Origin of the sequence: Microbacterium gilvum (assembly GCF_039543865.1) — a bacterium.
Classification (GTDB): Bacteria; Actinomycetota; Actinomycetes; order Actinomycetales; family Microbacteriaceae; genus Microbacterium; species Microbacterium gilvum.
The window spans coordinates 305,546-322,960 of record NZ_BAABKO010000001.1 but is presented as its reverse complement, the minus strand read 5'-3'; the positions used below and the strand labels follow the sequence as shown (position 1 = coordinate 322,960).

The 17,415-nt window shown below is 72.5% G+C and carries 20 protein-coding genes; 6 read left to right on the top strand and 14 right to left on the bottom strand.

Translation table 11 applies throughout. From position 1 onward, the window contains the following. Nucleotides 1–179 precede the first annotated feature (179 nt). From ABD998_RS01700 to cofD, 4 genes are all read left to right on the top strand, one after another. Nucleotides 180–302, top strand: coding sequence for a hypothetical protein (locus ABD998_RS01700; protein ID WP_345435288.1), 123 nt, complete (start codon nucleotides 180–182; stop codon nucleotides 300–302). A 207-nt stretch (nucleotides 303–509) separates the two neighbouring features. After that, complete coding sequence (locus ABD998_RS01695; RefSeq protein ID WP_345435286.1) at nucleotides 510–800, top strand: hypothetical protein; 291 nt, start codon at nucleotides 510–512, stop codon at nucleotides 798–800. 71 nt (nucleotides 801–871) lie between these two features. After that, nucleotides 872–1,948 carry a GNAT family N-acetyltransferase gene (locus tag ABD998_RS01690; protein ID WP_345435284.1) on the top strand — a complete coding sequence of 359 codons (1,077 nt, stop codon included), beginning with the start codon at nucleotides 872–874 and terminating at the stop codon, nucleotides 1,946–1,948. A gap of 29 nt (nucleotides 1,949–1,977) precedes the next feature. Then, complete coding sequence (gene cofD, locus ABD998_RS01685) at nucleotides 1,978–2,985, top strand: 2-phospho-L-lactate transferase (RefSeq protein ID WP_345435282.1); 1,008 nt, start codon at nucleotides 1,978–1,980, stop codon at nucleotides 2,983–2,985. A 12-nt stretch (nucleotides 2,986–2,997) separates the two neighbouring features. Here the strand turns inward: cofD and ABD998_RS01680 are convergent, their stop codons facing one another. From ABD998_RS01680 to ABD998_RS01650, 7 genes are all read right to left on the bottom strand, one after another. After that, nucleotides 2,998–3,672 (bottom strand): SatD family protein, encoded by a 675-nt coding sequence (locus ABD998_RS01680; protein ID WP_345435280.1) that lies wholly within the window; start codon nucleotides 3,670–3,672, stop codon nucleotides 2,998–3,000. Between the two features lie 72 nt (nucleotides 3,673–3,744). Beyond that, nucleotides 3,745–4,641, bottom strand: a complete 897-nt coding sequence (gene mutM / locus ABD998_RS01675; protein ID WP_345435278.1) for a bifunctional DNA-formamidopyrimidine glycosylase/DNA-(apurinic or apyrimidinic site) lyase — start codon at nucleotides 4,639–4,641, stop codon at nucleotides 3,745–3,747. Further along, on the bottom strand, nucleotides 4,634–5,323 hold the full coding sequence (gene rnc / locus ABD998_RS01670) for a ribonuclease III (protein WP_345435276.1): 690 nt from the start codon (nucleotides 5,321–5,323) through the stop codon (nucleotides 4,634–4,636). Before rnc ends, mutM begins: the two co-directional genes overlap by 8 nt. Nucleotides 5,324–5,342: 19 nt before the next feature. After that, a complete protein-coding gene (gene rpmF / locus ABD998_RS01665) occupies nucleotides 5,343–5,552 on the bottom strand; it encodes a 50S ribosomal protein L32 (protein ID WP_050721097.1) in 210 nt (69 codons plus the stop codon). A 2-nt stretch (nucleotides 5,553–5,554) separates the two neighbouring features. Further along, nucleotides 5,555–6,049, bottom strand: a complete 495-nt coding sequence (locus ABD998_RS01660) for a YceD family protein (RefSeq protein WP_345436889.1) — start codon at nucleotides 6,047–6,049, stop codon at nucleotides 5,555–5,557. 119 nt (nucleotides 6,050–6,168) lie between these two features. Continuing rightward, nucleotides 6,169–6,669 (bottom strand): pantetheine-phosphate adenylyltransferase, encoded by a 501-nt coding sequence (gene coaD / locus ABD998_RS01655; RefSeq protein ID WP_345435274.1) that lies wholly within the window; start codon nucleotides 6,667–6,669, stop codon nucleotides 6,169–6,171. 19 nt (nucleotides 6,670–6,688) lie between these two features. Beyond that, nucleotides 6,689–8,854 (bottom strand): ATP-dependent DNA helicase RecG, encoded by a 2,166-nt coding sequence (locus ABD998_RS01650; RefSeq protein WP_345435272.1) that lies wholly within the window; start codon nucleotides 8,852–8,854, stop codon nucleotides 6,689–6,691. Between the two features lie 50 nt (nucleotides 8,855–8,904). On the opposite strand from ABD998_RS01650, the gene ABD998_RS01645 reads away from it, so the two are divergent. Further along, nucleotides 8,905–9,474 (top strand): RsmD family RNA methyltransferase, encoded by a 570-nt coding sequence (locus ABD998_RS01645; RefSeq protein WP_345435270.1) that lies wholly within the window; start codon nucleotides 8,905–8,907, stop codon nucleotides 9,472–9,474. 6 nt (nucleotides 9,475–9,480) lie between these two features. Here the strand turns inward: ABD998_RS01645 and thiL are convergent, their stop codons facing one another. After that, nucleotides 9,481–10,467, bottom strand: a complete 987-nt coding sequence (gene thiL / locus ABD998_RS01640; protein WP_345435268.1) for a thiamine-phosphate kinase — start codon at nucleotides 10,465–10,467, stop codon at nucleotides 9,481–9,483. 49 nt (nucleotides 10,468–10,516) lie between these two features. Between thiL and ABD998_RS01635 the strand changes: the two genes are divergently transcribed. Further along, entirely contained in the window at nucleotides 10,517–11,038 is a 522-nt protein-coding gene (locus ABD998_RS01635; RefSeq protein WP_345435266.1) for a DUF3515 family protein, read from the top strand. Here the strand turns inward: ABD998_RS01635 and ABD998_RS01630 are convergent, their stop codons facing one another. The 6 genes from ABD998_RS01630 to leuC form a co-directional block, all read right to left on the bottom strand. Further along, nucleotides 11,039–12,133 carry a D-alanine--D-alanine ligase family protein gene (locus ABD998_RS01630; protein ID WP_345435264.1) on the bottom strand — a complete coding sequence of 365 codons (1,095 nt, stop codon included), beginning with the start codon at nucleotides 12,131–12,133 and terminating at the stop codon, nucleotides 11,039–11,041. Next, nucleotides 12,033–13,148 carry an NAD(P)H-dependent glycerol-3-phosphate dehydrogenase gene (locus ABD998_RS01625; protein WP_425562943.1) on the bottom strand — a complete coding sequence of 372 codons (1,116 nt, stop codon included), beginning with the start codon at nucleotides 13,146–13,148 and terminating at the stop codon, nucleotides 12,033–12,035. Before ABD998_RS01625 ends, ABD998_RS01630 begins: the two co-directional genes overlap by 101 nt. Then, nucleotides 13,148–13,894 carry a lysophospholipid acyltransferase family protein gene (locus ABD998_RS01620; RefSeq protein WP_345435260.1) on the bottom strand — a complete coding sequence of 249 codons (747 nt, stop codon included), beginning with the start codon at nucleotides 13,892–13,894 and terminating at the stop codon, nucleotides 13,148–13,150. Before ABD998_RS01620 ends, ABD998_RS01625 begins: the two co-directional genes overlap by 1 nt. Then, complete coding sequence (gene murA, locus ABD998_RS01615) at nucleotides 13,891–15,255, bottom strand: UDP-N-acetylglucosamine 1-carboxyvinyltransferase (RefSeq protein WP_345435258.1); 1,365 nt, start codon at nucleotides 15,253–15,255, stop codon at nucleotides 13,891–13,893. Before murA ends, ABD998_RS01620 begins: the two co-directional genes overlap by 4 nt. Before the next feature lie 67 nt (nucleotides 15,256–15,322). Further along, nucleotides 15,323–15,919, bottom strand: a complete 597-nt coding sequence (leuD, locus tag ABD998_RS01610; RefSeq protein ID WP_345435256.1) for a 3-isopropylmalate dehydratase small subunit — start codon at nucleotides 15,917–15,919, stop codon at nucleotides 15,323–15,325. An 11-nt stretch (nucleotides 15,920–15,930) separates the two neighbouring features. Beyond that, entirely contained in the window at nucleotides 15,931–17,385 is a 1,455-nt protein-coding gene (gene leuC, locus ABD998_RS01605) for a 3-isopropylmalate dehydratase large subunit (RefSeq protein ID WP_345435254.1), read from the bottom strand. Nucleotides 17,386–17,415 lie beyond the last annotated feature (30 nt).

Here is a 17,415-nt window from a genome sequence, read left to right as displayed (position 1 = left end):
GTGATTCCGCGTCTCACGGTACCGGAAGGCACCCGCACGACCCGTCATCGGAGGCGGCTCGGCGCGGAGCAGACTGGGAATCCGCTTGACGTGCGCTGTGAAGCATGCGTAATGTGGCTGACCGCACACGATCACCCCGGGCGCACCGCCCGCATGAGGTCCGAGAGGAGGAGGCCGACATGGATACCACGACGAACACGCCAGACGCGTTCATCGCCCGCACGGCCTCCGTCCCCGCTCATGGGGCAGGGCTCCGTCTCGGGAGCTCGATCGCGCTCGGCACCGCACGACGTCAGTCGTAGCGCAGCCGCGCCGGACCCCTCCCTCCGTCTCGGGACGGGTCCGTCCTGACGGGACCGCGTCCTGTTCTCGCGCCTGAGCCGCGGCTCGACGCACCGCTCGGCCGGTCGCCCCGGCCGCGCCCCCGCCGTCCCCGGCAGCGCCACCCGGCCACCCGGGGTCGTCTCCCGTTCCGCAACGGAACACCTCTCCCTCACGAAGGAAGCACCGTGAACACGATTCACCTGTCCCGTCCCCACCCGCCCCAACCGCAGGCGGTCTCCCGCCTCGCCACGGAGCTCTCGGCCATCCCCGAGCGCACCCCGCGGACGAGCGCGGCCGATCGCCTCGCCATGCGCATCGGCCTGCGACTGCTGCTGTGGGGCACCCGTCCCGCCGACGCGCAGGAGCGGGCACGCGCACACCACGAGCGGCTGCGCATCGCCGAGGCGGCCCGTCGCGAGCACGAGGTCGCCGTCGCCCGCGCGCACCTGCTGCACGGCACCCCGTTCATCCGATGAGCTCCCGCCGACCCACCCCGCCCCGCGGAGCCGACCGCTCCGCGGGGCACCCCGCACAGAGAGGCATCCCCATGGACTGGACGATCGACCCCCTCGTCGTCCCCGCATCGCTCGACGCCGACGACGCCGCCGGCTTCCTCGCGCTCGCCCGCATCGCCAACGCGTCGTGGCGTCGGGATTCGGGCACCGACCTCCACGACGACGATCCCGCCGAACTGCTGAGCCGCTGGCAGGAACGGCGCTACCGCACCCACGACGGGCTCCTCGCCCGTCGTGGCGATGTCGTGGTGGGCGCCGCCTCGCTGTCGGAGGACACCACGACGACGCGCTCTGCGGAGGTCGAGGTCGCCGTCGATGCGGACGAGGAGGACTCCGGCGTGGGAGACGCACTCCTCGCGGCCGTGGAGGCGGTCGCCCGCGACCGGGGGCGCTCCGTCCTCCAGGGATGGACCATCCACCGCCCGACCGCCGTCGGCGAGGACGTCCTCGTCCCGCCGACGGGAGCCGGCGCCATCCCTGCGGCCGATCCGTCCGCACGGCGCATGCAGCGGGCGGGCTACGCGCTGGGTCAGGTGGAGCGCAACAGCGTGTTCGATCTGCACGGCTCGTTCGACGCGGTCGACGCCCTCCTCGCCGACGCGCTGGAGCGTGCGGGTTCCGACTACCGCGTCGTGTGGTGGGCGGGCGCCACCCCGGCCGAGCACGCAGACGGCTACGCGCGGGCGATCGCGCGGATGGCCACCGACGTGCCCGCGGGCGAGCTGTCGATCGAGGAGTCGACGTGGGACGCCGAGCGCCTCGCCGTGCGCGACCGCCGGCTCTCGGAAGCGGGCCAGCTGCTCGGCGTGACGCTCGTCGTTCACGAGCCGACGGGCGAGGTCGCGGCGTTCAACGAGCTGCAGGTCGGCGTCGACCGCACCCGGCCCACCTCCCAGTGGGGCACGCTCGTCATGCCGGAGCACAGAGGACGCCGGCTCGGTGCGATCGTGAAGTGCGTGGGGCTGCAGCGGTGGCGCGAGGTGGCGCCCGGGTCGCCGTGCGTGTCGACCTTCAACGCCGAGGAGAACCGCTACATGCTCGATGTCAACGAGGCCGTCGGATTCCGCCCCGCCGCGTACGCGGCAGCGTGGGAGAAGACCCTGGAGTGACGCCCCGCCGCCGCCGGTACCGTGGACGGATGCGCTACACGGTCATCGGGGGCGGCGTCGGCTGCGCCCGCTTCGTCTCGGGACTGCGGGAGCACGTGCGCCGCGAGGAGCCCGACGCCCGCATCGACGTGGTCGTCAACACGGCCGACGACTGGTGGGTGTCGGGCCTGCGGATCGCGCCGGACCACGACAGCCTGCTGTACGCGCTCGCCGGGGTCAACGACCGAGAGCGCGGCTGGGGGCGGTCCGGCGAGTCCGAACGCGTCTCCGCCGAGCTCGCGGAGTGGGGGGTCGCGCCCGGCTGGTTCACGCTCGGGGACCTCGACCTCGGCACCCACATCGCCCGGACGGCGTGGCTCCGCGCGGGCGCGACCGTGTCGGATGTGTACGCACGGCTGGGGGCGCGATGGCATCTCGGCGTCACCCTCCACCCCGCGACCGACGACGAGATCGACACCCACGTCATCGTCGACGACGGCCGGCGCATGCACTTCCAGGAGTGGTGGGTGCGCCATCGCGCCGCTCTGCCGGCCCGTGCCTTCGAGCAGGAGGGCATCGACCTGGCGCGTCCGTCCGCTGGCGCGCTCGAGGCGGTCGCGCGAGCCGACGTCGTGCTCGTCGCGCCCTCGAACCCGGTCGTGTCGGTGGGCCCCGTCCTCGCCGTGCCCGGCATGCGCGAGGCGGTCGCGGCATCCCCCGCGCCCGTCGTCGGCGTCTCGGGCGTCATCGGCGGGGCCGTCGTGCGCGGGATGGCGGATGCGTGTCTGGCCGCCATCGGGGTCGAGACGGATGCCGCCGCCGTCGCACAGCACTACGGCGCCCGCGCATCGGGCGGGCTGCTCGACGCGTGGATGGTCGGTCTCGAGGACGCCGCATCCGTCGCGCGCGTCGAGGCCCTCGGCATCGCGACCGCTGCGGTGCCGCTGTGGCTGCGCGACGCCGACTCGTCGGCGCGGGTGGCGCGCGATGCCCTGGCCCTCGCCCGCCGCGCGCGCTCCGCCGGCTCGGCGGGCGATCCCGACGCGCGCCGGGTCTGACCGGCGTCGGACCTAGCGGGCGTCGGGGAAGACGCGACGGGCGCGCACGCCGAGTTCGAGCGCCTCGGCGCCGATCCTCAGGGCCATCGACGCTGGCCGGTTGAGCGCCTGCGAGACCGCGGACGGCGAGACCCCCTCCATCTCGGCGATCGTCTTCTGCGGATAGCCGCACCAGCGGAGGAAGAGCGAGCGGCGCACGCGGGGGGTGAAGTCGGACACGAGCTGGTCGCGCGCCATCAGGTAGGCGTTGACGGGGCCCTCCTGGGCGATCTCGTGCGGAGCGGAGTCCTCGTCGACGACGAACCACGAGCGCGCGAACGGGGCGCGGGTGCGCTCGAGCTCGCGTGCGCGCTCGACGGCGGCTCGGGCGGCCCACCAGCCGGGTCCGTCCTGGATGCCCTCCGACAGCCGCGACTCGACGCGGGCGATGCCGCCGAGCCCGATCCCGAAACGGCATGCGACGCCCTTCGGCAGCGCGAGCTGGAAGTAGAGGGTCGAGAGGAGAGCGTCGTCGACGGTGCGGAAGACGGCCTGGAACTCGTCGCCCACGGTCGGGTACCAGGCCTGCAGCGCCCACGGGTAGGTGCGGTCGACCTCGATCACGGCCGCCTCGATGGCGTGCTGCACCTCGTCGCGTGACGCCGCCTCGCGCGAGGAGATGATGTCCGCGATCACTGCCACCGTCATGCGATGAAGCATATCACTGAATCCGTGCCGAAATTAAGCGGATTCGCTTAACTCGCGACCGGATGAAGCACGTCACTGACGTCGCTGGCAGCGAGGGCAGTAGTGACTGCCCCGGTTGGCGAACGCCTCGCGCACGAGCGGCCGGCCGCACCGGTCACACGACTGCCCCTGGCGTCCGTACGCGTGGAGCGAGTGCGCGAAGTAGCCCGCCTGGCCGTTGACGTTCACGTACTGGGCGTCGAAGCTCGTGCCCCCTTCGGCGAGGGCCTTCTGCAGCACGGCGCGCACCTCGGCGAGCAGCCGGTTCGCCGTGCGCGTCGACACAGCGGACGCCGACGTCTCCGGATGGACGCGCGCCGCCCACAGCGCCTCGTCGGCGTAGATGTTGCCGATGCCGCTCACGACCGTCTGGTCGAGCAGCACGCGCTTGACGGCAGACCGGCTGCGCGCGAGCGCCCGGACGAAGGCGTCGGGTCGGAATGCCGGATCGAGCGGGTCGCGGGCGATGTGCGCAGCCTGGGACGCGACGAGAGGCGCCGCGCTCCCCCGTCCGCCCGCCGCTCCGTCGCCCGTCGGGACGAGGGCGTCGACGGCGAGCGAGCCGAAGGTGCGCTGGTCGGCGAACACGACAGCGAGCTCGCCGTGCGAGGGATGGTCGACGACCATCCGGATGCGCTCGTGACGCTCACGGGGCGCGTCGACGGAGCGAAGCAGCAGCTGCCCGCTCATCCCCAGGTGCCCGACGATCGCCTCGTCCGCACCGTCGTCGAGCGGCAGCCACAGGAACTTCCCGCGGCGCACCGCGGCGGTGATCGCACGCCCCGCGAGCCTTCCCTCGAAGTCGGCCGCCGTTCCCGGATGCCGGGTGAGGGCGCGCGGATCGAGCACCTCGACGGCGACCACGGCCGCGCCGGCGACGGCGGGCTCGAGGCCCGAGCGGACGACCTCGACCTCGGGCAGCTCAGGCATCGACGCCGCGGTCGGACAACGCGTGCCACGCCGTCAGCGCCGCCGCCATCTCCGCCTGCTTCTTGCTGGTGCCCTCGCCCGTCGAGGTGTGGTCGCCGACGACCACGGTGGCGGTGAAGCGCTTGTCGTGGTCGGGACCCGACGCCGTCACGGTGTAGGAGGGCGCGCCCCTGCCGAGCCGCGCGGACAGCTCCTGCAGGCTCGTCTTCGGGTCGACGGCCGCGCCGTAGCGCTCGGGGTCGGCGAGCAGGGGCTCGATGAGACGCAGCACGAGAGCCGCGGCCTCCTCGGGACCCGCGGAGAGGTAGGCCGCGCCGAACACGGCCTCCGTCGCATCCGCGAGGATGGAGTCCTTGTCGCGGCCCCCGGTCTGCTCCTCGCCGCGCCCGAGCCGGATGTGCGCGCCGAGGCCGATGCCGCGCGCCACCTCGGCCAGGGCGACGGTCGACACGACGCTGGCACGGCGCTTCGCGAGCGCCCCCTCGTCGAGGTCGGGATGACGCGCGTAGAGCATGGTCGTCACGGCGAGCCCCAGCACGGAGTCGCCGAGGAACTCGAGCCGCTCGTTGTGCGGGATGCCGCCGTGCTCGTAGGCGTAGGAGCGATGGGTGAGGGCCAAACCAAGAAGCTCGGCGTCGATCTCGACGCCGAGCTTCTCGGTCAGTGGCCGCTGGTGCGCCACGGAAGTACGTTTCCGACGATCAGACGTCGGCGACCTTGCGGCCCTTGTACTCGAGGAACAGCTCGGTGCCCTGCGAGTCGGTGACGACCTTGGCCTGGTGCGGACGGCTGTAGACGACCTTGCCGTTCTCCACCGTCTTGACGAGGGCGGGCGCCTCCGCCTTCCACTGCGCGCGGCGCGAGCGGGTGTTGGAGCGGGAGACCTTCCGCTTCGGGGGGTTACCTGCCATGACTAGCTCTCTTCTGTGTTCGGGGCGGCGGTGTCCGCCGATCCATCCTGGTCGGTGAGTTCCCGGAGCGCAGCCCATCGCGGATCGAGGGGCTCCTGCTGCGGAGAACCAGTGCCCGGGGCCAGACGCTCGCCCGTGGCCGGATCAAGACCGGGGCAATCCGGCTGGCACACCGGCTGAAACGGAAGCGACAAAACGACCGCATCCCTGACCAGAGTTTCAAGATCCACGTGGTCGTCTTGAACCTCGAAGTCAGTGGTTTCCCCTCCAGGGTACTCGAAAAGCTCCTGGAACTCGACTTCGACAGGCTGGACGATCTCTCGCAGGCAGCGCCCGCACTCGCCCTCGTACTCCGTCTCGACGTCGCCCGTGACGAGGATGCCCTCGTGCACGGACTCGAGCCGGACCTCGAGGTCGAGCTCCTTCCCCTTCGGGATGGACACGATCCCCTCGCCCCACTGGTCGGGCGCCGGGATGACGAGCGAGTGCTCCCGCATCTCCCCGGGCTTGCGGACGATGTCGCGGACGGGCAGCACGAAGGGCCCGTTATGACGCGTTCTCACAAGGACCCACCCTACCGTCGCGACCCGCCGCGCGGGCCGCTCGGCGCCGCGCGTCAGAACTCCCGGGACGTCGCGCTCTCGAGGTAGCGCGCCACGGGTGCCGGGACGTACGGCGACACGTCTCCCCCGAGCCCGGCCACCTGCCGCACGAGCGAGCTCGACACCACGGAATGCGCGGGATCCGCGAGGAGGAAGACCGTCTCGACGCCGGCGAGGTGGTTGTTCACGACGGCCATGGGCGTCTCGTAGGCGACGTCGCCCTGCGAGCGGATGCCCTTGACGAGGACGCCGGCTCCGACCTCCTGCGCGTAGTCGACGAGCAGGCCGACGCTCCACGAGCCGACGATCACCCGGCCGCCGATGCCCGCCTCCGCGACCGACTGCTCGAGGAGCTGCAGGCGCAGGGCGATCGGCAGCATCCCCTCCTTGTCGGGGTTGTGCACCACGAGCACGTGCAGCTCGTCGTACAGCGACGCGGCGCGGCGGATGACGTCCAGGTGGCCGAGGGTGGGCGGGTCGAAGGAACCCGGGACGACGGCGATCCGGTTGCTCATGCGGCCAGCCTAGCGAGCGTCAGCTCTTGGCCAGGGCGGCGCGCTCGACCTGCGTGACCCGCCGCGCCAGCGCCTCGGCGAGCCCGGGGTGACCGTCGAGCAGCGGGTCCTCGTCGAGCACGCGGTCGGCCTCGGTCCGAGCCTGCGCGATAAGCGTCGCATCCTTGATGACCCGCAGCAGGCGCAGCGAGGAGCGCACGCCCGACTGGGCGTCGCCCAGCACGTCGCCCTCGCCGCGCAGCTCCAGGTCGGCCTCCGCGAGCGCGAACCCGTCGAGCGTCGCCGCGACGGCGTCGACGCGGGCACGCGCGTCGCTGCCCTCCGTCGCCTCCGTGACGAGCAGGCAGAGACCGGGCACGCCCCCGCGGCCCACGCGGCCGCGGAGCTGATGCAGCTGCGACACGCCGAAGCGGTCGGCGTCCAGGATGACCATCGTCGAGGCGTTGGGGACGTCGACGCCGACCTCGATGACGGTCGTGGCGATGAGCACGTCGAGCCGCCCGGCCGCGAACTCCTGCATGACGCGGTCCTTCTCCTCGCCTGGCATGCGCCCGTGCAGCGTCGCGAGTCGCATCCGCCCGAGCGACGGATGGCCGCCGAGCAGCTCGGCGACCTGCGCGACGCCCCATCGGGGCCCGCGCGAGTCGCCGTCCTCGGCCTCCGGCGCGTCGTCCTCCACGGCGGCCCTGCCCTTCGCGGAGACGTCGATCGCCGGGCACACGACGAAGACCTGGTGACCCTTGCCGACCTCCTCCGCCGCACGCTCCCAGACCCGCTCGAACCACCGCGGCCGCTCCGCGACCGGCGCCACGTACGTCTCGATCCCGGCACGGCCGGCGGGCATCGTGCGGATGGTCGACACGTCGAGATCGCCGAACACCGTCATCGCGACGGTCCGAGGGATGGGCGTGGCCGTCAGCACGAGGGCGTGCGGGCTCGTGCCCTTCGCGCGCAGCGTCTCGCGCTGCTCCACGCCGAACCGGTGCTGTTCGTCGACGACGACGAGGCCGAGGTCGGCGAAGGTCGTGTTCTCGCTCAGCAGCGCATGCGTGCCGACGACGATGCGCGCCTGGCCCGACGCGACGTGGAGGGCCGCGCGACGCCGCGCCGCCGCGGGCATCTGGCCCGTGAGCAGCGTGGGCATGAGCTCGGGCGCGAGCCGGGGCCCGAGCATGCGGGCGATGGAGCGGAGGTGCTGCGCCGCGAGCACCTCGGTGGGCGCGATGAGCGCGGCCTGCCCTCCCGACTCCGCGACCTGCAGCATGGCGCGCAGCGCCACGAGCGTCTTGCCGGAGCCCACCTCGCCCTGCACGAGCCGGTTCATCGGCCATCCCGCGACGAGGTCGGCGGCGATGTGCGCGCCGGTCGTCTCCTGGTCGGGGGTGAGCGGGAACGGCAGCGCCGCGTCGAACCGCTCGAGCAGGCCGCCGGGGCCCGCCTCCCGCCGTGCCGCGGCCATATGGCGCACGAACTGCCGCTGCTGCGCGAGCGCGGTCTGGAGGACGAGGGCTTCGTGCCAGCGGAGCACCTTGCGCGCGGCGTACGCGTGCGCCTCGTTGGCCGGGCGGTGCACGCCCTCCAGCGCGTCGCGCGCCCCCATGAGCTTCTCGCGGTCGCGCAGGTCTGCGGGCAGCGGCTCCGGCACCTCGCCGAGGGCGTCGAGGCAGGCGGCGACGAGCTTCTCGACCTGCATGCTCGTGACGGTGGCGGTCGCGGGGTAGACGGGGATGAGCCGGCTCGCGAACTCGATCGCACGATCGGCGGTGTCGTCGTCGTCCTCGAACAGCTCGTACGACGGATGCGAGAACTGGAGGCCGCCGCGGTACTCCCCCACCTTGCCCGAGAACACGCCGCGTCGGCCGCGGCGCAGCTCTCCCTGGCGCCAGTCCTGGTTGAAGAAGGTCAGCGACATCTCCCCGAAGCCGTCGCCGATGATCACCTCGAGCAGCCGCCCGCCGCGACTGCGCATGGGGCGCGACTGCACGCGGAGCACCTCGGCGACGATCGTCACGGCCTCGCCGAGCGGGAGGCCTGCGATCGGCGTGAGATCGCCGCGGCTCATGTAGCGCCGCGGATAGTGCGCGAGGAGGTCGCCCACCGTCGCCATCCCGAACGCGCGCGAGAGCGCCGCGGCGTGCGTCGCCCCCACGGCCTCGGAGAGCGCGGAGTCGAGCGTGTACGGCATGGGGACGAGTCTAGGAGGAGGCTCCGACATGCGGCCGGTATCGTGGCGGGGTGACGAGGATCATCGCGGGACGGGCTGGCGGCGCGCGCCTCGACGTGCCCCGCTCCGGCACGCGCCCCACGAGCGAGCGCGTGCGCGAGTCGCTCTTCGCTTCCCTCGAGGACACGGGTCTCCTGCCGGGGGCCGACGTCGTCGACCTCTACGCGGGGTCGGGCGCACTGGGCCTTGAGTGCGCGAGCCGGGGAGCGGCGGCGGTCGACCTCGTCGAGCGCTCGAAGCCCGCCGCCGCGATCGCGAGGCGCAATGCCGACACGGTGCGCCGCGCGATGGGGGCGGATGCCCCGCGCGTGCGCGTGCATCCCGTCGCGGTGCGCGCGTACCTCCGTTCTGCGGCTCCCGGCATCGACATCGCGCTGCTCGATCCTCCCTACGACCTCCCCGACGCCGAGCTGTCGGAGGACCTCTCCCTGCTCGCGCCGCTCCTCGCGGCAGACGGCCTCGTCGTCGTGGAGCGGGCGACGCGCTCCGGCGCTCCCGACTGGGCGGCGGCGGGGCTCGCCGCATGGCGCGACCGCGCCTACGGCGACACGACGCTGTGGTGGGGAGAGCCGGCGGGCTGAGAGCTCTCAGCCCGCCGCGGCGTCCCAGTCGCGGTAGGGGTCCCAGCCCGCCCTGCCCTCGTACGGCGCTCCGTCCACGAGCACGGCCGCGGGGCCTCGCTCGATGACGCGCCCCACCGCGCGGAAGCCGGTCGGCAGCTCGGCATCCGGGAAGGTGGCGAGCAGGGCGTGATCCTCGCCGCCCGCCAGCGCCCGCGCGGGGTCCTCGCCGAGCGCGGCCGACGCGAAGTCGATCGACGCCCGCGAGGCGTCGGCCATCCGGCCCGCGTCGAGGGCGAGCCCGTCGGAGACGTCCATCATGGCGGTCGCGCCGGCGAGCGCGGCGAACGGGCCGAGGCCCACGGGAGGCGCGGGCCGCAGCTGGGCCGCGAGCGCCGCGAGATCGCCGGGGCGCAGCACCGCGTCGTCGACCGGCAGAGGCGTCCCGTCCGCATCCCGGAACCTGCCGAACAAGACGGCGAGACCCGCGTCGGCATGCCCGAGCTCGCCGGCCACCGCGACGACGTCGCCCGGTCTCGCGCCCGAGCGCGTGACGGGGGCGCGGCCCTCGAGGTCGCCGAGCGCGGTCACGGCGACCGTGAGGACGTCGCTCACCGTGAGATCGCCGCCGACGACGGCGCAGCCCGGCGCGAGGGCGTCGCACGCCTCGCGGAGCCCGTCAGCGAGCGCCTCGACGAACGAGATGCGGGTGCCCTCCGGCATGGCGAGGGCGACGAGGAGCGCCGTCGGACGCGCGCCCATCGCCGCCACATCGGCGAGGTTCACGGCCGCCGCCTTCCAGCCGAGGTCGTGCCCGCTCGTCCACGCGAGACGGAAGTCGGGTCCGTGCACGAGGGTGTCCGTCGTCGCGACGACCGCGCCGGAGGGAGCCGCGACGACCGCGGCATCGTCTCCCGGACCGAGGATGGCCGCCGCGGCGCGCCCCGTGCGGGAGAGGATCCGCCGCAGGATGTCGCCCTCGCTCAGCTCGCCCACGGTCGGATCAGCATGCATCCGTCCAGCGTAGGCGAATGCCCAGGGGCGGCGAGCCTAGGCTGGAAGGGTGCCCCGCCGTCTCGTCGCCGCCCCCGTGCTCGCCGTCCTCGCGGCCCCGCTCCTCGCGGGCTGCACGCCCACGGTCCACCTCGAGGCGGCTCCCGACGCGGGCGACCCCCTCTGCGCCGACGTGTCGGTGCGGATGCCAGACTCCGTGTCGGGGCTCGAGCGCCGGTGGACCGACGCGCAGGCGACGGCCGCGTGGGGCGACGACGCCGGCACGGCCGTCATCCTCTCGTGCGGGTTCGACGCGCCGGCGCCGACCACGCAGCAGTGCGTGACGATCGACGGCGTCGACTGGATCGTCGACGAGACCGACCGGCCCAATCTCCGCATGACGACCTACGGCAGGGAGCCGGCCGTGCAGGTCTACGTGAACACCGAGGTGGTCACGGCCGACAGCGTCCTGGCGGGGTCGGCCCTCGGCTCGGCCGTGCAGTCCCTCCCCCGCACCGCCCAGTGCACCGATCCCGACGTGGCGGAGCCGGAGGCGACCGACGCGCCCACGACGGGCGACGCGGGCGACTGATCAGGCCGCGCGCGCCATCCCCAGCTCCACGAGCTCCGTGATGAGCTCCGAGTAGGTCATGCCCGACGCGATCCAGCACTTCGGGAACATCGAGATCGGGGTGAACCCCGGCATCGTGTTGAGCTCGTTCACGACGATGTCGCCGTCGGCCGTGAGGAACACGTCGACGCGGGCGAGGCCGCGGCCGTCGACCGCCTCGAAGGCGCGGACGCCGACATCGCGGATGGCCGCGATCTCCTCGTCCGAGAGGGCCGCAGGGCACACGACGTCGACGCCCTCTCCTCCGAGGTACTTCCCCTCGAAGTCGTAGAAGTCGCGCGTCGTGAGGACGATCTCGCCCGGCAGCGACGCGCGGGCGGGAGCCCCGTCGCGTCCCTCGAGCATGGCGACCTCGATCTCGCGGCCGACGATGCCCACCTCGACGAGCACCTTGTCGTCCTCGGCGAACGCGACGCGCATGGCCTCGTCGAGCTCGGATGCGTCGTGCGCCTTGGAGACGCCCACGCTCGATCCCGCGCGGGCGGGCTTGACGAACAGCGGGTACCCGAGGGCCGCGGCCTCCGCGCGCACCTCGTCGGCCGCGCGCTCCCAGCGCTGCTGGCGGACGGTCGCCCACGGCGCGACGGGCACGCCCGCCGCCTGCAGCGCGATCTTCATGAAGTGCTTGTCCATGCAGAGCGCCGAGTCGAGCACGCCGCCGCCCGCATAGGGCAGCTCGAGGATGTCGAGGAAGCCTTGCATGGTGCCGTCCTCGCCGTGCACGCCGTGCAGGATCGGCAGGACGGCGTCGACCACGCCGAGCTCCCGCTCGGCGCCGTCGGCGTCGACGACACGCAGGGTGCGGTCGCCGCCCGCCGTCGGCCACACGATGCGCGTGCCGTTGTCGACGACCTCGGGGAGCTTCGCCGCGTCGAGCCGGAACTTGCCGGGGTCGTCGTCCTCGAGGACGAAGACGCCGTCTCGCGTGATGCCGATCGGGATCACGCGGTAGCGGTCACGGTCGATCGCCCCCAGCACGCCGCCCGCCGTCGCGGACGAGATGGAGTGCTCGCTGGAGCGCCCGCCGAAGAGCACCGCCACTGTCGCCGTCGTCATTCGTCGTCCTCTCCCCCTGGGGGGTGTCATCGTCTGTCGTGAGATGCGGCGCGATGTCGCGCGGCGCGAGCGTGCCGTCCAGCACCATCTTCACCTGCTCGACGATGGGCATCTCGACGCCCTTCGCCTTCGCGAGCTTGAGGATGGGCGCGACGGAGCCGAGGCCCTCTGCCGTCTGCTCCATCTGCTTCACGACGTCCTGGAAGGTGTAGCCCTGGCCGAGGAGCCGGCCGGCCGTGTTGTTGCGGCTGAGGGGCGACTGGCATGTCGCGATGAGGTCGCCGAGGCCCGCGAGCCCCTGCATGGTCGCGGGCTGCGCGCCGTAGGCGACCGCGAAGTCGGTCATCTCGACGAGCCCGCGCGTGATGATCGACGCCTTCGTGTTCTCGCCGTAGCCGACGCCGTCGACGATGCCGATCGCGACCGCGATGAGGTTCTTCAGGACGCCGCCGAACTCGGTGCCGATGACGTCCGTGTTGACGAAGCTGCGGAAGTAGCGGTTGCGCGCCGTGCGCGCGATGCGGTCGGCCGTCTCCTGGCTCGACGAGGAGATCACGGCGGCCGTCGGCTGCTCCCTCGCGATCTCGAGGGCGAGGTTGGGTCCGCTCGCGACGGCGATGCGGGCGGGGTCGCAGTCGAGCGCCTGCTCGACGACCTGGCTCATCCGCAGTCCCGACCGCTTCTCGACGCCCTTCATGAGGCTGACGACCGGCACGTCGGCGTTCGCGATCAGCGGGCGCAGCTGCTTGAGGGTGTCGCGCGCCGACTTGCTCGGAACGGACAGGTACACCTGCTCGGCGCCCTCGAGGGCCTTCTGCAGCACGTGCGTGGCGCGGATCGACCGCGGCAGGTTGATGCCGGACAGGTACTGCGAGTTGCGCTTGGCCTGGTCGATCTCCTGCGCGAGCTCGGGACGTCGCGCCCACATGGTCACCTGCGCCCCGCCGTCCGCCAGGATCTTGCCGAACGTCGTCCCCCAGCTGCCCGCGCCGATGACGACCACGCGCTCCGGGATCACAGCTTGCCCGTCTCGGTCTGGCCATGCTGCGACGGGTCCCAGCGCTCGGGGGGCGCTGTCTCGCCTCGCAGCTGCTCGAGCAGCCCGGTGATCGCGGCCATGAGGCGCTCTGTGCCCTCCGAGATCGCCGCCTGGTCGGTGCGGCCGCGCAGATCGGAGAGGTCGACGGCGTCGCCGACGACGACCGTCATGGGCTTGCGCGGAGGGAAGAGCGACAGCTTGCCGTAGCGCGGCATGAGCGCCTGCGCACCCCACTGCGCCATCGGGATGAGCGGCAGATCGCCCGCGAGCGCGAGGCGCACGGCGCCCGACTTCCCGCGCATGGGCCATAGGGCCGGGTCGCGCGTGAGCGTGCCCTCCGGGTACACGATGACGCCGTTCCGCTTCGCCGCGAGCTCCTTCGCCTGCGCGAGGGCCTGCGCCGCGGCTCCGCGGGATCGCGCGACCGGGACCATCCCGGTCGCCCGCAGCGCCGCGCCGAGCACGGGCACGCGGAAGAGGCTCTCCTTCGCGAGGAAGCGCGGAGCGCGTCCCATCCGCCAGGTCGCCACGGCGACGATGAGGGGGTCGATCTCGCTGTGGTGGTTCGGAGCGAGGACGAACGCCCCGTCGGACGGCAGCTTCTCGCGATCGCGGATGTCGATGCGCGCGACGATGCCGACGAGCGGCACGACGATGGCGGCGAGCAGCCAGAAGATGCTCGGACGCGACTTCTCCGGAGAGGAGGAAGCGCCCACCGTCATCCCACGACGTCGAAGTCGGCTCCGAGCGCGGTGAGCTTCTCGAAGAACTTCTCGTACCCGCGGCGGATGATGCCGACACCGGACACGCGCGACGTGCCCTCGGCCGCCAGGGCGGCGATGACGTGGCTGTAGCCGCCGCGCAGGTCGGGCACGACGATGTCGGCGCCGTGCAGCGGGGTGGGTCCCGTGATGACGGCCGCCTGCTCGAGCTCGCGACGCGGAACACGGCGGTAGGGGCCGTCCAGACCGCGCGGGTGCACGACGATGTCGGCGCCCATCTGGTTGAGCGCCGCGATGAACCCGAAGCGGTTCTCGTACACGGTCTCGTGCACGACGCTCGTGCCGTTGGCCTGCGTGAGGGCGACGATGAGCGGCTGCTGCCAGTCGGTCATGAAGCCCGGATGCACGTCGGTCTCGACCGTGACGGCCTTGAGCGGCGCCGTGCCGCGCCGGAACCGGATGCCGTCGTCAGTGATGTCGAAATCGCCGCCGACCTTCCGGTAGACGTTGAGGAACGTGAGCATCTCGTACTGGCGCGCGCCCTTGACGAAGATGTCGCCGTCGGTCGCGAGGGCCGCGGCCGCCCACGAGGCGGCCTCGTTGCGGTCGAAGAGCGAGCGGTGGTCGTAGCCGCGCAGCTCGCGCACACCCTCGATGAAGATGACGCGGTTCGGCTCGTACGAGATGATGGCGCCCATCTTCTGCAGCACGCCGATGAGGTCCATGATCTCGGGCTCGATGGCGGCGTTGCGGAGCTCCGTGACGCCCTCCGCGCGCACCGCGGTCAGGAGGACCTGCTCGGTCGCCCCCACGCTGGGGTAGGGCAGCTCGATGTCGGCGCCGTGGAGTCCCTCGGGGGCCGACAGCCGGATGCCGTTGGGCTGCTTGTCGACGACGGCGCCGAAGGCGCGGAGCGCGTCGAGATGGAAGTCGATCGGGCGGTCGCCGATGCGGCAGCCGCCGAGGTCGGGGATGAACGCCTGGCCGAGCAGGTGCAGCAGCGGACCGCAGAAGAGGATCGGGATGCGCGACGAGCCGGCGTGCGCGTCGATCTCCTCGAAGTTCGCCGACTTCGCCTCGCTCGGGTCGAGCACGAGCGAGCCCGGCTCGTCGCCCTCCGTGACGGCGACGCCGTGCACCTCGAGCAGCGAGCGCACCACCTCGACGTCGCGGATGTCCGGCACGTCACGGAGGATGCTCGGCGTCTCGCCGAGCAGGGAGGCGACCATCGCCTTCGTCGCGAGGTTCTTGGCCCCGCGCACGTCGACCTGACCGCGCAGCGGACGTCCGCCGCGGATCTCGATCACCTCGCCGCGCGACGCCGATGCGTCCGCGACCTTCTCGTCGCCCAGGAGAGTCATGTGCTGGTGGCCTCACTACCGTTCAGGCGGGTTCTCCGCCGGCTTGTCGGGGCCCCGAGCCCCTGGCTCACGGAACGGGGATCGTCCGCGGCCGCCACGCCTCGCGGCGGGCCTCGAACTCCGCGATCTTCTCTTCGTTGCGGAGGGTGAGCCCGATGTCATCGAGCCCCTCGAGGAGCCGCCACCTAGTGTAATCGTCGATGTCGAAGGCGGCCGTGAAGTCGCCGAGTACGGCGGTTCGCTCGACCAGGTCGACCGTCATCGACGCGCCCGGCTGGGCCTCGATCGCAGCCCAGAAGCGCTTCGCGTCGTCCTCCGAGACGACGCCGGCGACGAGCCCCTGCTTGCCCGAGTTCCCGCGGAAGATGTCGGCGAACCGCGGGCTGAGGACGACCTTGAAGCCGAAGTCGCGCAGCGCCCAGACGGCGTGCTCGCGGCTCGAGCCCGTCCCGAAGTCGGGGCCGGCGACGAGGATCGACGCACCCTGGTAGGCGGGCTGGTTGAGCACGAACGCGGGGTCCTGGCGCCAGCCGTGGAAGAGGGCGTCGTCGAACCCGGTCTTCGTGACGCGCTTGAGGAACACAGCCGGGATGATCTGGTCGGTGTCGACGTTCGAGCGCTTCAGCGGCGCGGCGATGCCCGTGTGGGTCGTGAACTTCTCCATGACGGTGCTCCTCAGACGGCCAGGGCGGCGGCGGGCTCGAGATCGGACGGGCTGGACAGGGTGCCGCGCACCGCGGTCGCGGCGGCGACGAGCGGCGACACGAGGTGCGTCCGCCCGCCCTTGCCCTGCCTGCCCTCGAAGTTGCGGTTCGACGTCGACGCGCAGCGCTCCCCCGGCGCGAGCTGGTCGGGGTTCATCCCGAGGCACATCGAGCATCCGGCGAAGCGCCACTCGGCCCCGAAGTCCGTGACGATCTTGTCGATGCCCTCGGCCTCGGCCTGCAGGCGCACCCTGGCCGACCCCGGCACGACCATGACGCGGACCCCGTCCGCCTTCGTTCGCCCCTGGATGATCGACGCAAATGCGCGCAGGTCCTCGATCCGGCTGTTGGTGCACGACCCCATGAAGACGGCGTCCACGGCGACGTCCTTGAGCGGAGTCCCGGGCACGAGGTCCATGTACTCCAGCGCCCGCTCCGCGGCGGCGCGCTCGTTCGGGTCGTCGAAGTCGGAGGACGACGGCACGACGTCGCTGAGCGAGACGCCCTGTCCGGGGTTCGTCCCCCACGTCACGAACGGCTCCAGCTCGTCGGCGTCGATGAGCACCTCGGCGTCGAACACCGCGCCCTCGTCGGTCGGGAGCGTCCGCCAGTACGCGACGGCGGCGTCCCAGTCCTCGCCCTTCGGCGCGTGCGGCCGGCCCTCGAGGTAGGCGAACGTCGTGTCGTCCGGCGCGACCATCCCGGCGCGGGCGCCCGCCTCGATCGACATGTTGCAGATCGTCATGCGGCCCTCCATGGAGAGCGAGCGGATGGCGCTGCCGCGGTACTCGAGGACGTAGCCCTGCCCGCCGCCCGTGCCGATCTTCGCGATGACGGCGAGGATGATGTCCTTGGCCGTGACGCCGGGCTTCAGCTCGCCCTCGACCGTGATGGCCATGGTCTTGAAGGGCTTGAGCGGCAGCGTCTGCGTTGCCATGACGTGCTCGACCTCGCTCGTGCCGATGCCGAAGGCCATGGCGCCGAACGCGCCGTGCGTGGACGTGTGGCTGTCGCCGCACACGACCGTGATGCCCGGCATGGTGAGGCCCAGCTGCGGCCCGACCACGTGGACGATGCCCTGCTCGGCGTCACCCAGCGAGTGCAGGCGCACGCCGAACTCCTCGGCGTTGCGACGCAGGGTCTCGATCTGGGTGCGGCTCGTGAGGTCGGCGATCGGCTTGTCGATGTCGAGCGTCGGGGTGTTGTGGTCCTCCGTCGCGATCGTCAGGTCGAGGCGGCGCAGCGGCCGACCCTCGGCGCGGAGGCCGTCGAACGCCTGCGGGCTCGTGACCTCGTGCACGAGGTGGAGGTCGATGTAGATGAGGTCGGGCTGGCCGTCCTCGCCCTTGACGACGAGGTGGTCGTCCCACACCTTCTCGGCCAGCGTGCGCGGGCGATCGGGGATGACGGTGTCGGTGATGCTCATGCGTTCCTGCTCCTAGCGGTCGTCGGTGTC